An 11,857-nucleotide genomic window follows, 5' to 3' on the forward strand; every position below is an offset into this window, starting at 1 on the left:
GAAGGATTTGCTGCGCCAAAAAGGGGTTTCCGTTATAGAATACAAAGCCGACTACAGCCAGGCGGTTAAAGAGGGACGCCGGCAGGCGGAGCAAGATCCTTATTGTTATTTTATTGACGATGAACATTCGCGGGATCTGTTATTAGGCTATGCGGCAGCGGCTGGCGCTGATGAGCCGCTTTTTGTCTATCTGCCGTGCGGTGTCGGCGGCGGGCCGGGAGGAGTTGCGCTCGCTTTAAAACTTATCTATGGAGAGAATGTCCATATCTTTTTCGGTGAGCCGACACATTCCCCGTGTATGCTTTTAGGTTTATTTTCGGGTTTGCATGACGGCATCAGCGTGCAGGATATCGGCCTCGACAATCAAACGGCTGCCGACGGGCTGGCGGTGGGAAGGCCGTCCGGGTTGGCAGGCCCCCTCATGGAGCCTCTGCTCAGCGGCTGTTATACCGCGGATGACAGCACGCTTTTTTCGCTTCTTTATAAGCTAAGAGCATCCGAACATAAGAGTCTGGAGCCTTCAGCGCTTGCCGGGATGGCCGGGCCTGTCAAGTTATATCAAACGAAAGCCGGAAAACGCTATATGAAAGAGCACGGACTGAATATGAAAAATGCCGTTCATCTTGTCTGGAGCACGGGCGGGAGCATGGTTCCGTCTGAAGAAATGGAAGAGTACAGCCGTATCGGCTTCTCATTTGCAAAAAAAATGGGCAGACAGTGAGGCGGATTTCCGTTACAATCTTTGTAAGCGTTTGTTTTAAACCGGAAGCTATACAGAGAGATTGGTGTGAATTGTGAAAAGTAAAGAATTAAACTTACATACATTGTACACGCAGCACAGCCGCGAGTCGTGGTCGGGATTCGGCGGCCACCTCTCGATTGCTGTCTCAGAGGCTGAGGCCAAGGCCGTAGAGGGGTTGAATGACTTCTTATCGGTGGAGGAGGTGGAAACGATTTATATTCCGCTTGTGCGCCTGCTTCATCTTCATGTGACATCTGCCGCCAGACGGAACAAGCATGTAAACGTATTTTTGAAGCATCCGCACTCAGCGAAAATACCATTTATCATCGGGATTGCCGGCAGTGTTGCCGTCGGCAAAAGCACGACGGCGAGAATTTTGCAAAAGCTGCTTTCCCGTTTGCCGGATAGGCCGAAGGTGAGCCTTGTGACAACCGATGGTTTTTTGTATCCGACAGCCGAATTAAAAAAGAAAAACCTCCTGTCCAGAAAAGGTTTCCCTGAGAGTTATGACGTAAAGGCGCTGCTTGAATTTCTGAATGATATAAAGTCAGGAAAAGAGAGAGTGGAGGCTCCGGTATATTCCCACCTCACCTACGACAGGGAAGAGGGCGCTGTCGAGGTTGTGGAAGGAGCGGACATCGTCATAATAGAAGGAATCAATGTTCTCCAGTCGCCGACGTTAAAAGATGACAGGGAAGATCCCCGCATCTTTGTATCCGATTTCTTTGATTTTTCGATTTATGTGGATGCGGAAGAAAGCCGTATTTTTACGTGGTATTTACAGCGTTTCCGCCTTCTGAGGGAAACCGCTTTTCAGGATCCTGCTTCTTATTTTCATAAATTTAAGGACTTGTCTGACGCGGAAGCGGATGCGATGGCCGCTTCCATTTGGGAGAGCGTCAATCGCCCTAATCTGTATGAAAATATTCTGCCGACAAAATTCAGATCGGATCTGATTTTGCGAAAAGGGGACGGCCATAAGGTGGAAGAGGTGTTGGTAAGAAGAGTCTGATTTGAAGAGGGAGCGGGTGCTGCGGTGCATCATATTGAATTGTATGTATCTGACCTGAAGGCTTCCGCGCAGTTTTGGGAGTGGTTTTTAGGTGAGCTTGGTTATACGGAATTTCAAAAGTGGGACTCCGGCATCAGCTGGAAAAAGGATGGAATTTATATAGTGCTTGTACAGACAGAAGAGCGGTTTTTAAAGCCGGAGTACCACAGATGCCGGGTCGGGCTGAACCATCTGGCCTTTCATGCTGTATCAAGAGGGCAAGTGGATGAGATGACGGAAAAGCTGCTTGCCAGAGGCTGCCGTGTGCTTTACAGAGACCTTCATCCGTATGCTGGCGGAAGCACGCATTACGCCGTATACACAGAGGACCCGGATCGGATAAAGGTCGAATTGGCTGCTCCGGCTTCTGACCTATAACTTTTCGTTTTTTTCCTTGCGGAGCGCATCAAGCTTCTTTTCGATTCTGTCTAATTGCACGCTGCGCTTCTTCAAACTTCTGAATACATAGATAACGGCAAAAAAGAAAATGGCGGCAATGAGAAACGAAAGCATTTGAAAGATTACATCACCAATATTCATCATCTCACCTCGTTTTTGCGGCGGACTTTTAAGAGCCCGCCTTTTTTTACAGCGTTTTTTCCATTTCCGGCGTGCTGTGAGCCGCTGTCCTCACTTGCCGGTAAGCATATGCTGAAAGCGGCATGCCGAGAAGCGTCATTCCCGCAAGAACGGAAAAAATCAGGGACGGACGATTTGGGCCGAATAAATCAATGCAAACCTCCTCCGGCCCACGGCCCGATTACGCTGCCAAGCTGCGAAAATCCCATCGCTCCGAAATACGTTCCTTTCATTCCCGGTTTGGCGCTCGAACAAAGCTTTGCAAAGCCCGTTTAAAGCATTCATCACAATGAAATCAAATGTGGGAGGCGAGCGCAAAACCGGCGAATACAAATGTCAGCCGAAGATGATCCGATAATAATGGTCCAGCTGGTGGGGTGAATCTCTCTCCATTTTTTCATCTGTTTCTCTCCTGTATGTCCTCTTCCTTTATCATACAAGAAAAAATTTCCTCTTCCAATCATAAAAAAAGAATCAAGAACTGCTTCACAGAGCTACCCGCGTTTTTTTCTGAGAATGAACAGCTTTTGCAGATGACTGACAATGACCTTTGCCACTGCATATCCCGGTATCGCAAGCAGCATCCCGATAATGCCTGCAAACTTCCCGGCTGCAAGCAGAAGAAAAATAATGGTCAGCGGATGAATCGCCAGTTTCCGGCCCATGATTTGCGGGGAGATCAGCTGGCTTTCAAGCTGCTGGACGATGACAACGACGACAATGACAAGCACCGCTTCCGCCGGTGAATCAAACAGGCCTACAATCACACCCGGAAACGTGCCGATCCAAGGTCCGATAAACGGGATCAGATTTGTTACCATAGCGAACGCGCCCTGAATGAGCGGATAATCCAGACCGATAATGAAATAACCGATCGTTACGAGAACGCCGACGCAAAAGCTGACGATCAGCTGTCCTTGTATGTATGAGCTGAGAGCTTCATCCATATCTTGAAGGATTTTCTTTCCTTCTTTTTGGTGTTTTTCCGGAAGAAGACGCAATATGCGCTGCGGCGCTTTATTCCCTTCTTTTAACATGTAATACAGGGCGAACGGGATAATGACTATGGTGATGGCTGCATTGGCAGCCGTCTCGGCCAGGCCGCCGAGAGAAGCAACGATCGAGTCTGAGTAATCTGCCGCTTTATCCGCCATCTGCTGAAAGGAATCCTGCTTTTGGAGCCGGGAAAATCATTTATTGTCCTGAAGCTGTCCGATCCAGTTTTTAGCCTGTGCGGTCAGCTCCGGAAAATGATCTATAAAGTTTGTAAACTGTTTTAGGACGGCAGGACCTGCCGTAAAGAGGAGGAGGGCAAAAAGTCCGCCCGCACCCGCATAAATCGCTAAAACAGCGATACCTTTCGGCAGCTTTGCTTTCGTATGAAGCAGCCGGACGAGCGGACGGCATAAATAGTAAAGAACGCCGGATAACACAATGGGCGGAAACAAGGTTTTAAGAGTAATGACAATAGGCTGAAACAAAAAGTCTATTAATGTTCCGAGATAAATAATAAGAAATAACAAAAGAACGGCATAACCGATTTTGAAATAGGGCCCGACAGTATTCTTTCACCACCCAATCTCAAAGGTTTTACCCTCGAACGATTCCCTTATTGCCCGGCGCATAAACGTCCGCCGTCAGGAAAACTGCCCTTGATTGGTAACATAATCATAAATAATATCCTCCACATGGGCATGGAGATCCTCATCGGGCTCTTCGTTTCTTCTCTCTTCCAAGGCCTTTTTTAAGCTTTGCTTTTCATACGGGCTCAGCGGGTCTGTCGCCACATTCCGCCCATACTGGCGGAGAGCCTGTCCCAGCATCTTTTCTATAAATTGATCCATCATTTACTCTCCTATTCTTAGGATTCGCCTTTATTCTACTAGATATGATGCCATTCTCACACCCTTGTATCATATTTTCTGTCAGGCCAATGCGGATTTCAGTTTATTCTAATTCGACTGAAATAATACGGTGAAAAGGTAAAGTTAACGCATCTTCATCATTGATGATTTTTAAGCGCTTTTCATGGTGCATCACTTGTTTTATCCACCCCCAAAACCGGAGCGGGCCTTGGGCTGAGGCATAGGTGACCGTAATGGCCCTATCCTCTTCAATCGACTTTGCGATTATGCCATTCATGTCGTTCATTTGATCCTCGCTCAGCTCCGGAAGCTGGAATTCCCGTTCTTTTCGTTTTTTGGCAAGCAGCTGTTCTCTATGCTCGGGAAGCATCATTCGGCTTGATTCCCACATGACATTATACCCGGGCGTTAATTTATTCGGATTCATGTATACCACCTCGATTATTTGTAATGCCCGCCGATTTTTTCAGCCCGGTGATGAGCCTGGCCGGCTTCGGTAAGAGAAGCGGCGTGAAGCAGGGCCGCGGGGCCGTATCGTTCGTGAATATCATCGAATACTTTGCCGAGGCTGATTTTCTTCTCCTGGGCATCAAAAAGGCTCAGCTGAAAATAATGGCAGGGCTCAAGCTGGGAGAGGGCGACTCCGGCGCTTCGGACCGGCTCGCCGTTCCAATGCTCGCGAAAAAGCTTGACCGCCTCTTTAAAAATATCCATTCCGAAATTTGTTGGAGAAGCGAGTTTTCTTTGTCTGTGAAACCCTGTGGGAAAATCAAAATCAGCGCCTCTGATGCTTACGGAAACCGTATGGCCGATATATTGTTTAAAGCGGGCGCGGCGGGCCACTTCTTCGCTTAACTCAAGTAAAATGACTTTAATATCCTCAAAGCTGCAGTAGTCCCTCGGGAGGGTCATGTTATGGCCGACTGCTTTTTGCTGATTGTGCGTGCTGACGGTGACCGGAGAGGGATCAATGCCGTGCGCTGTACGCTGAAGCAGTTCGCCGTTAATTCCCCAGCGCTTTTTCAGCAGTTCGGGAGGGTGCTCGGCAAGACCGCCAATCGTGCTGATGCCCATCCGTCTTAAATTGTGTTCCATCCGTTTTCCGACGCCGAATAATTTTCCGACCGGCAGAGGCCACAGATCCTGCTGGATGTTTGACATATCCAATCTGTGAATGCCTGACGCATTTTTTTTGGCAAAATGATCGCAAGCCATTTTCGCGAGCACCTTATTCGGCCCGATGCCGACGCGGGCATAAATGCCAAATTCATTCATAATCGCCGTTTGAATGCTTTTGGCGATGGTAAAAGGATCGCCGAACAGCCTCATGCTTCCGGTCACATCGAGAAACTGCTCATCAATGGAGTAGGGTTCAACCAGATCTGTATACCGCTCAAGCAGCTCGGTAATCATGACGGACACGTCAATATACCGCTGCATCCGCGGGCGGACAATGACGGCATCCGGACATTTGGTTTGCGCTTCCCACAGCCGTTCAGCGTTTTTTACGCCGAATTGTTTGGCAAGGGGGCAAGCGGCAAGCACGACGCCGCTGCGCCTTTCTGGATCTCCTGAGACAATCACGGGCCGCCTTTTGAGATGAGGGGCCTCCGCTTTTTCAACAGATGCGTAAAATGATTCCATATCAACAAGAAGAATCTCAGTCATAAAAAAACCACCCTCGGGAACATTTGTTCTGTTTTTCATTGTACCCGAAGTCTGACGGTGTTTATACTGGTAAATAGTTCTTCGGATGGGATCAAAGAAAAGGAGCTGTAAACAGCTGTTACTTCAATGTTTGTCTTTTTTCTTTCTTTCTCAGGACGTTCTGTCGGACTGCTTCTTCCTGAAAAGAAATCATTTACAATTACAAACAACCCACATATAATTTTTTTATATTCCAATAAGAAGAGCTGACATTCATTTTGCCGGGCGAAAAGGAGAGTCAATTGACAATGGACATTCGAACAATCACGTCTGAAGACTATGAAATGGTTACGTCTGTTTTGAATGAATGGTGGGGCGGCAGACAGATGAAAGAAAAGCTGCCGCGTTTGTTTTTTGAACATTTTCAGGACACCAGCTTTATTACATATGAGCAGGAGGGAATGACCGGTTTTTTAATCGGGTTTCAGTCACAATCAGACCCTGAGACGGCCTACATTCATTTCTCCGGTGTGCACCCTGATTTCAGAAAAATGCAAATTGGAAAACAGCTGTACGAGCGATTTATTGAAACAGTTAAAAAAAGGGGCTGCACAAAAGTCAATTGCGTCACGGCGCCTGTCAATAAAGTATCAATTGCTTATCACACAAAATTAGGATTCGAGGTTGAAAAAGGCACCAAAACTGTAAACGGAATCCCCGTTTTTGCGAATTACGACGGGCCGGGCCAAGACCGGGTTCTGTTTGTAAAGCACATTTAGAGAGGAGGGGGAATATAGTTTTTTAGCCTATACGCCGGAGCAGCCTTATTATACGGTCATTTTAGAGCGGATGATGAGGCTGGCAAGCGGCCGGCCGGGTTTTTTAGGCGCAGAAAGCGTCCGGGAGGAAAACGGGTGCGGCATCACCGTTTCCTGCTGGGACAGCATGGATGCGATTAAGCGGCGGAAAGACCATACTGACCATCAAGCGGCGAAACAAAAAGGGAGAAGTGCCCATATGCCGTCCGCATTACAAAAGCGGAGTCACAGCGGGTTTTCGCCAAAAGGAGCAAAGGATTGATTGCATTTTTACCGCATACACAAGAACAGACGGCGCGGGAAATTGCGGCGGTTCAGCGCTGCTCATATCAAAAAGAAGCCGAGCTGATCGGATTTTTCGGCATTCCTGCCCTGCATGAGACAGAAATCGATGTGAAACGATCACAGGAAACGTTTGCCGGCTTTAGAGAAAAGGAAAAGCTCCTCGGCGTCATTTCGTATGAAAAAAAGGGGCATCAACTTGTCATATGCCGGCTGACGGTGCATCCGTCCGGCTTTCGAAAAGGAATAGGGAAGGCGCTTGTTCAATTTGTGATAGACATGAATGAAGACGCTGAAACAATAGGAGTGACAACAGCCAAAGACAATATCCCGGCAGTCTCTCTCTATTTAAAGGCCGGGTTCACAGAAGCAAAACAGATCGAGGCGGCAGAAGGACTGACACTCTCGGTTTTTCAGCTCTGCCCGAAAAGAAAAGCGGAAGTCATTCCGTATCAGCCTGAATGGAAAGCGATGTTTAACAAAGAAAAAGCGAATCTGATCCTGATTTTCGGCTCAGCCCTCCAATCTGTCAGCCACATCGGCAGCACCTCCATCCCGAATATGGCCGCAAAGCCTGTCATTGATATATTAGCAGAGGTCCATGACATCCATGCCGCTGACCGCTGCCGGCCGCAGATGCAAGCGCTCGGCTATGAAGCAAAAGAGGAAAACGGGATCAAGGGCCGGCGTTTTTTTCGAAAAGGCGGCAATCAGCGCACGCACCATGTTCACATATATGAATCCGGGCATCCGGACATCAAGCGGCATCTGCTGTTCAGGGATTATCTCACCGCCTGCCCCGAGCAAGCGGCTCAATACATAAAGCTGAAACGGCAGCTCGCTGATACGCACCCGGACGATATCTCAAAGTATATCGAAGGGAAAAATGACTGGATCAAGGCTGCCGAACAAAGGGCGAAGCGCTGGGAAGCAGACGGCTGCGAATGAGGCAGAAACGATGCATACGGCCGTGCGGTATGCTACAATGGCGAAAATGAAAAGAACGGGGGATCACCTTATGCAAATACATGTGACCGATGCGGCCAAAGAAACGCTTCACCTGGCGATGGACGCCAACCCGGGAAAAAAAGCTCAGCTCCGTTTCGACGCTGAAGGCTGCGGCTGCGCCGTAAGCGGCGTGCCGACGATCTGGCTGGCGGAAGAATTAACGGGAGAATGTGAACGCATTGAAACAAACGGGCTCCCGCTTTATATCCAAACCTCACAAAAAGTGTTTTTTGACGAGCAAATGACAATCGATTACAATGAAAAGGCAAAAACGCTGGCCTTAAAAAGCCCGGCGCAGATGCTGAGCCCGAGAATGAGTATATTAGTAAAGCAGGGAGAAAGCGAAAGTGGATCAAAAGCTGAAAGCCATTAAACAAACAGCACAGCATAAAACGTGGGTATCCTTCCTGAATAAAAATCACCCGTACAGCTTGCTGCACTGGTCTATCGGAGGCGCCGAAGCCGTTCAGAAGGATGTTTGGCTGCTTCAGGATGAGATGACATTTGAAGCGCAGGAGTTTACGACAATAGATCTTGCCATTGACTGGATCGGGGAGCATATGGACGGAATTACCGACGTTTTATGACGGGAAGCGAAAGAACAAAATCGTTCTTTCGCTTTTTTACGTTGGCGCTATCGTTTCTAAAAATGTTTGAACGGCGTTGCGGTAGCTCTCCGGATTTTTCGTATATGACATGGCATGGCCGCCTGATTCTGCAAGATACAGCATCTTCGGCCCGCGTTTTCTGCGGTACAGTAATTCTGAAGAAGCGGGAGGGATATAATCATCTTCCTTGCTGTGAATAAACAACACAGGCTGTTTGATGCGGCTGATGACGGATAAAGGTGATACATCCCGGATGCGGTACCCTTCCCTTATCCGCAAAAAGACATCAGCCAAAGGTAAAATAGGCCATGCGGGCAGCCGAAACTCCCGCTTCAGCCTGTAGGCGAGCTGCCCCCGAAAGCTCGCAAAGGGACAATCGGCAATATAAAAATCGGCGCAGTCATTGTCCTGACAGTCTCCCGCATATAACAGAGCCGTTACGGCCCCCATCGATTCGCCATGGATGCCGATCAGCCCGCCGGCTCCGGTTTTTTTGCGCACCCAGTTCATCGCTTCCTGCAAGTCATCCTTTTCAAAATATCCGTAACTCGTCGTTTTGCCGCCGCTTTTTCCGTGTCTGCGGTGGTCATACATCAGCACATTCCAGCCCAAATCTAAAAACAAATGCATGTATTTCAGTGAATTGAACACATTTACCGTGACGCCGTGGCAGATGATGATGGTATTTGCCGTATCATAAGGCGCGATATAATAGCCTTTTATGTCATACCCGAGGCGGGACGGGATGACAGCTTCTTCTTTTTCCATCGTGTGAAAGGATTCAAATATGTCGTGCCCGTCTGCGATTTCCTTCTTCATAATCTCTTCATCGGTTTTTTTCTTAATAAACATGATCACATTCGTCAACCCAATCCCGGCCGCCAAAATAACGGCGCAAACCGAACCGAACACCGCCAGCCATTTTTTCACGAAGCATTCTCCTTTCTGAATATCCCTTAAGTATGACAAAAGTTTAAAAAATCCTTTATATAAGTATTGCTGCTGACGCAGCGTCATGCCGTATCATTAACATATAACAAATATGGGAGTGAAAAGATGGAGGAAAAAATATACACAGTAGGGGAGTTTGCAAGGCTGACAGGAGTGACAGAACGCACTTTACGATATTATGACCAAGAAAACCTTTTAAAACCCGCAGAGTATGAAGACAACGGCCGCCGTCTTTATTCACACGGCGCATTGTTTGAACTAAATAAGATATTGGCGTTAAAGTTTATCGGCTGTTCTTTGGCAGAAATAAAGAAATGCATACAATCACCGGCACAGCAAGTAATAGACACATTGATAAAGCATAAACAACAGCTTATGAACAAAAGAAGACATATAGATAAAGCAATTGATACCATCAGCCGAGCCGAAGCAATGATCCGGAATAAAAGTCAAGCTGACAGCGATCATGTGCTGTCACTTTTATGGCACTATCAGCATGAGGAAGAAGGGGTGCAATGGTTTACCGAACATTTTTCAAATGAATCGCTTGATAAGATGCTGATGAGTCATCATTCTAGAAAAGAGCAGAGAGAGGCGGAGCAAAAGATCAGTAGACATGAGCCGTCTGTATAAACAAAACAAAACTGCGGATGATCCTGAAGTGCAGCGTATTGCAGCACAATTTGTAAAGCTTGCGATTATTCTGTCTCCGGAATCTGCTGACTTGGAGAAATATGCTTCATTGGAAAAACCGTCATACTTTTCAGGAGGATTTCCGGAAGGGTTTGAAGAGTTTATCATTGAGGCATCAGTACATCTTGCCGAACAAGAGGAAAGATAGTTGTCGGTCTCCGGCACTCCGTGATACACTTGCTTCACAATCATCCAAATACGGGGGCGTAATGATGAAGAAGCAGCAGCCATCCAAGGAAAAACACAGCCTGAAAGACGACCTGCAAGCGGACCTGAAGGACAAGCTTTTGCAAATGAAAAGTGAGCTGAAGGAAGAAGACGAGAAAAAACAAGCGCAAAAAAAGGCGGAACAGATCAGAAAACGAAAAGAAATCGAAAAGAATAAAAGCTTTGAAGAGCTGCTGAATGAAAGCAGTCTTGATTGGCACAAATACAAATAACCAGCATCTGAAAAAGATGCTGGTTATTTTGTTTAAGAGCGATGGGCTTCGTATACGTCCCGTTTTGTATGAAATTGCAGTGCTTTTATTTCTTGTCCGCTTAAACGGCGGGCCTTGGCCGCCAAGCAGTTCTCTTTGAGCTGTTCCTGCGAGCTCGCTCCCGTAATGACAGAGGCGACGGCCGGCTGTGAAAGCAGGTATTGAAGAGACAGCTCCGTCATGCTGAGATCCGGGGCAACACCGGAAATGGCTCTTTTGGTGTCTGCCAATTCTTCAAAAGAATACGTTAAATAACCGTGCTGTTTCACGCGGCCGCCTGCCTGATCCAGCGGTTTTTCCGTCAGCAGCCCTTTTGCGACCGGGCCCCTTGCGACTGCGCTGATTCCGTGCTCTTCCAAAAGAGGCAGCCATTCCTCAGGGCGCCGGTCCAGAAGGCTGAATTGCATCATAACACTTATGATATTAGATTTTTTTACATATTCTTTGATGACATTCGGACGGATGGAGGAAATGCCGTAGTACCGGATCACTCCTTCTTGTTTTAAGTCCTCAAACGCTTCGATCGTTTCCTCAATGTTATCTTCCATCGTGCCGCCGTGCAGCTGATAAAGGTCGATATAATCCGTTTTCAGCCGGGCAAGGCTGTTTTTGACCGCTTCTTTTATGTATGCTTTTGAAGCGTCCCAATACCAGCCGTCCTTTTCATTATTCCAGCGGTTTCCGGCTTTAGTGGCTAAAATGATATCGTGCCGCCGGTTTTGAATGGCTTCCCCGACAATTTCCTCATTCCGGCCGAAATCATAAAGGTCGGCGGTGTCTAAATAATTGATGCCGAGTTCAATCGCTTCATCCAAAATGGACAGCGCTTTGTTTTTGTCTGTACCGAGTGACATGCAGCCGAGCCCGATTTCGCTTATTTCTAAATCAGAACGTCCTAACGTGCGTTTTCTCATGGTTTCGCTCCTTTTTCTGGTCTTTTATTGACCGTAATATAAAGGTGCGAAGTTTTCAACTGTTAAGGCCTGGCGATCCAATCTCCGACATAACGGAATGTGCGCCCGTACTCTTTCAGCTTAGCCCGTACTTCCCAAGCCTTTCCGACCAAAACGATGCTCTTTTCCATCCGGTACACCTTCAAGCGAAAAGCACCTCCCTATTATGCATGTATGATAA

17 protein-coding genes and 3 pseudogenes are annotated in these 11,857 nt (G+C 47.5%); 11 read left to right on the top strand and 9 right to left on the bottom strand.

What is annotated here, in order from left to right:
- From AXI59_RS06070 to AXI59_RS06080, 3 genes are all read left to right on the top strand, one after another.
- Positions 1–721: D-serine ammonia-lyase (locus AXI59_RS06070; RefSeq protein WP_082791734.1), on the top strand; the 721-nt coding region annotated here is incomplete at its 5' end.
- Positions 722–794: 73 nt separating this feature from the next.
- Positions 795–1,754 (top strand): type I pantothenate kinase, encoded by a 960-nt coding sequence (gene coaA, locus AXI59_RS06075; protein WP_061527657.1) that lies wholly within the window; start codon positions 795–797, stop codon positions 1,752–1,754.
- Between the two features lie 24 nt (positions 1,755–1,778).
- Entirely contained in the window at positions 1,779–2,171 is a 393-nt protein-coding gene (locus AXI59_RS06080) for a VOC family protein (protein ID WP_061527658.1), read from the top strand.
- Here AXI59_RS06080 and AXI59_RS19710 read toward each other — a convergent pair.
- From AXI59_RS19710 to AXI59_RS06105, 6 genes and pseudogenes are all read right to left on the bottom strand, one after another.
- Positions 2,166–2,333 carry a DUF4083 family protein gene (locus AXI59_RS19710; RefSeq protein WP_156476236.1) on the bottom strand — a complete coding sequence of 56 codons (168 nt, stop codon included), beginning with the start codon at positions 2,331–2,333 and terminating at the stop codon, positions 2,166–2,168. The genes AXI59_RS06080 and AXI59_RS19710 overlap by 6 nt on opposite strands.
- 46 nt (positions 2,334–2,379) lie before the next feature.
- Positions 2,380–2,617: pseudogene (locus AXI59_RS20310) on the bottom strand (MDR family MFS transporter); the annotation flags it as partial.
- 249 nt (positions 2,618–2,866) lie between these two features.
- Positions 2,867–3,913: pseudogene (locus AXI59_RS06090) on the bottom strand (AI-2E family transporter).
- Between the two features lie 96 nt (positions 3,914–4,009).
- A complete protein-coding gene (locus AXI59_RS06095) occupies positions 4,010–4,216 on the bottom strand; it encodes a YqzH family protein (protein ID WP_061520860.1) in 207 nt (68 codons plus the stop codon).
- Between the two features lie 103 nt (positions 4,217–4,319).
- Complete coding sequence (locus tag AXI59_RS06100) at positions 4,320–4,664, bottom strand: YolD-like family protein (protein WP_061527660.1); 345 nt, start codon at positions 4,662–4,664, stop codon at positions 4,320–4,322.
- A 14-nt stretch (positions 4,665–4,678) separates the two neighbouring features.
- Positions 4,679–5,905 (bottom strand): DNA polymerase IV, encoded by a 1,227-nt coding sequence (locus AXI59_RS06105; RefSeq protein WP_061520862.1) that lies wholly within the window; start codon positions 5,903–5,905, stop codon positions 4,679–4,681.
- Positions 5,906–6,192: 287 nt separating this feature from the next.
- On the opposite strand from AXI59_RS06105, the gene AXI59_RS06110 reads away from it, so the two are divergent.
- The 5 genes and pseudogenes from AXI59_RS06110 (at position 6,193) to AXI59_RS06130 (ending at position 8,579) form a co-directional block, all read left to right on the top strand.
- Positions 6,193–6,663, top strand: coding sequence for a GNAT family N-acetyltransferase (locus tag AXI59_RS06110; protein WP_061520863.1), 471 nt, complete (start codon positions 6,193–6,195; stop codon positions 6,661–6,663).
- A gap of 70 nt (positions 6,664–6,733) precedes the next feature.
- Positions 6,734–6,960: pseudogene (locus AXI59_RS06115) on the top strand (antibiotic biosynthesis monooxygenase family protein); the annotation flags it as partial.
- A complete protein-coding gene (locus AXI59_RS06120; RefSeq protein WP_061527716.1) occupies positions 6,961–7,932 on the top strand; it encodes a GNAT family N-acetyltransferase in 972 nt (323 codons plus the stop codon).
- 70 nt (positions 7,933–8,002) lie between these two features.
- Positions 8,003–8,365 carry an iron-sulfur cluster biosynthesis family protein gene (locus tag AXI59_RS06125; RefSeq protein WP_061527715.1) on the top strand — a complete coding sequence of 121 codons (363 nt, stop codon included), beginning with the start codon at positions 8,003–8,005 and terminating at the stop codon, positions 8,363–8,365.
- The gene (locus AXI59_RS06130) at positions 8,340–8,579 is read left to right on the top strand and encodes a DUF2552 family protein (protein ID WP_061520864.1); all 240 of its coding nucleotides are present in this window, start codon (positions 8,340–8,342) and stop codon (positions 8,577–8,579) included. The genes AXI59_RS06125 and AXI59_RS06130 overlap by 26 nt, the downstream gene beginning before the upstream one ends.
- 36 nt (positions 8,580–8,615) lie before the next feature.
- Here AXI59_RS06130 and AXI59_RS06135 read toward each other — a convergent pair whose 3' ends face one another.
- The gene (locus AXI59_RS06135; RefSeq protein ID WP_061527661.1) at positions 8,616–9,530 is read right to left on the bottom strand and encodes an alpha/beta hydrolase; all 915 of its coding nucleotides are present in this window, start codon (positions 9,528–9,530) and stop codon (positions 8,616–8,618) included.
- A gap of 126 nt (positions 9,531–9,656) precedes the next feature.
- Here AXI59_RS06135 and AXI59_RS06140 point away from each other — a divergent pair, with 126 nt between their 5' ends.
- From AXI59_RS06140 to AXI59_RS06150, 3 genes are all read left to right on the top strand, one after another.
- Positions 9,657–10,184: a MerR family transcriptional regulator gene (locus AXI59_RS06140; RefSeq protein ID WP_061527662.1), complete on the top strand. Its 528-nt coding sequence runs from the start codon at positions 9,657–9,659 to the stop codon at positions 10,182–10,184.
- A complete protein-coding gene (locus tag AXI59_RS06145; RefSeq protein WP_061527663.1) occupies positions 10,168–10,392 on the top strand; it encodes a hypothetical protein in 225 nt (74 codons plus the stop codon). The genes AXI59_RS06140 and AXI59_RS06145 overlap by 17 nt, the downstream gene beginning before the upstream one ends.
- Before the next feature lie 64 nt (positions 10,393–10,456).
- On the top strand, positions 10,457–10,684 hold the full coding sequence (locus AXI59_RS06150; RefSeq protein ID WP_061527664.1) for a YqkE family protein: 228 nt from the start codon (positions 10,457–10,459) through the stop codon (positions 10,682–10,684).
- A 32-nt stretch (positions 10,685–10,716) separates the two neighbouring features.
- Here AXI59_RS06150 and AXI59_RS06155 read toward each other — a convergent pair whose 3' ends face one another.
- Together AXI59_RS06155 and mciZ are read right to left on the bottom strand one after the other, a co-directional pair.
- Positions 10,717–11,637: an aldo/keto reductase gene (locus tag AXI59_RS06155; protein WP_061520868.1), complete on the bottom strand. Its 921-nt coding sequence runs from the start codon at positions 11,635–11,637 to the stop codon at positions 10,717–10,719.
- 62 nt (positions 11,638–11,699) lie between these two features.
- Entirely contained in the window at positions 11,700–11,822 is a 123-nt protein-coding gene (gene mciZ, locus AXI59_RS06160) for a Z-ring formation inhibitor MciZ (RefSeq protein WP_061520869.1), read from the bottom strand.
- Between the last annotated feature and the right edge of the window lie 35 nt (positions 11,823–11,857).

This window comes from Bacillus nakamurai (assembly GCF_001584325.1).
Taxonomy (GTDB): Bacteria; Bacillota; Bacilli; order Bacillales; family Bacillaceae; genus Bacillus; species Bacillus nakamurai.

Coding starts and splice junctions, on each gene's coding strand:
- AXI59_RS06095 (WP_061520860.1), bottom strand. CDS start 4,216: ATGGATCAATTTATAGAAAAGATGCTGGGACAGGCTCTCCGCCAGTAT.
- AXI59_RS06110 (WP_061520863.1), top strand. CDS start 6,193: ATGGACATTCGAACAATCACGTCTGAAGACTATGAAATGGTTACGTCT.
- AXI59_RS06125 (WP_061527715.1), top strand. CDS start 8,003: ATGCAAATACATGTGACCGATGCGGCCAAAGAAACGCTTCACCTGGCG.
- AXI59_RS06155 (WP_061520868.1), bottom strand. CDS start 11,637: ATGAGAAAACGCACGTTAGGACGTTCTGATTTAGAAATAAGCGAAATC.
- AXI59_RS06150 (WP_061527664.1), top strand. CDS start 10,457: ATGAAGAAGCAGCAGCCATCCAAGGAAAAACACAGCCTGAAAGACGAC.
- AXI59_RS06140 (WP_061527662.1), top strand. CDS start 9,657: ATGGAGGAAAAAATATACACAGTAGGGGAGTTTGCAAGGCTGACAGGA.
- AXI59_RS06145 (WP_061527663.1), top strand. CDS start 10,168: ATGAGCCGTCTGTATAAACAAAACAAAACTGCGGATGATCCTGAAGTG.
- AXI59_RS06105 (WP_061520862.1), bottom strand. CDS start 5,905: ATGACTGAGATTCTTCTTGTTGATATGGAATCATTTTACGCATCTGTT.
- AXI59_RS06100 (WP_061527660.1), bottom strand. CDS start 4,664: ATGAATCCGAATAAATTAACGCCCGGGTATAATGTCATGTGGGAATCA.
- AXI59_RS19710 (WP_156476236.1), bottom strand. CDS start 2,333: ATGAATATTGGTGATGTAATCTTTCAAATGCTTTCGTTTCTCATTGCC.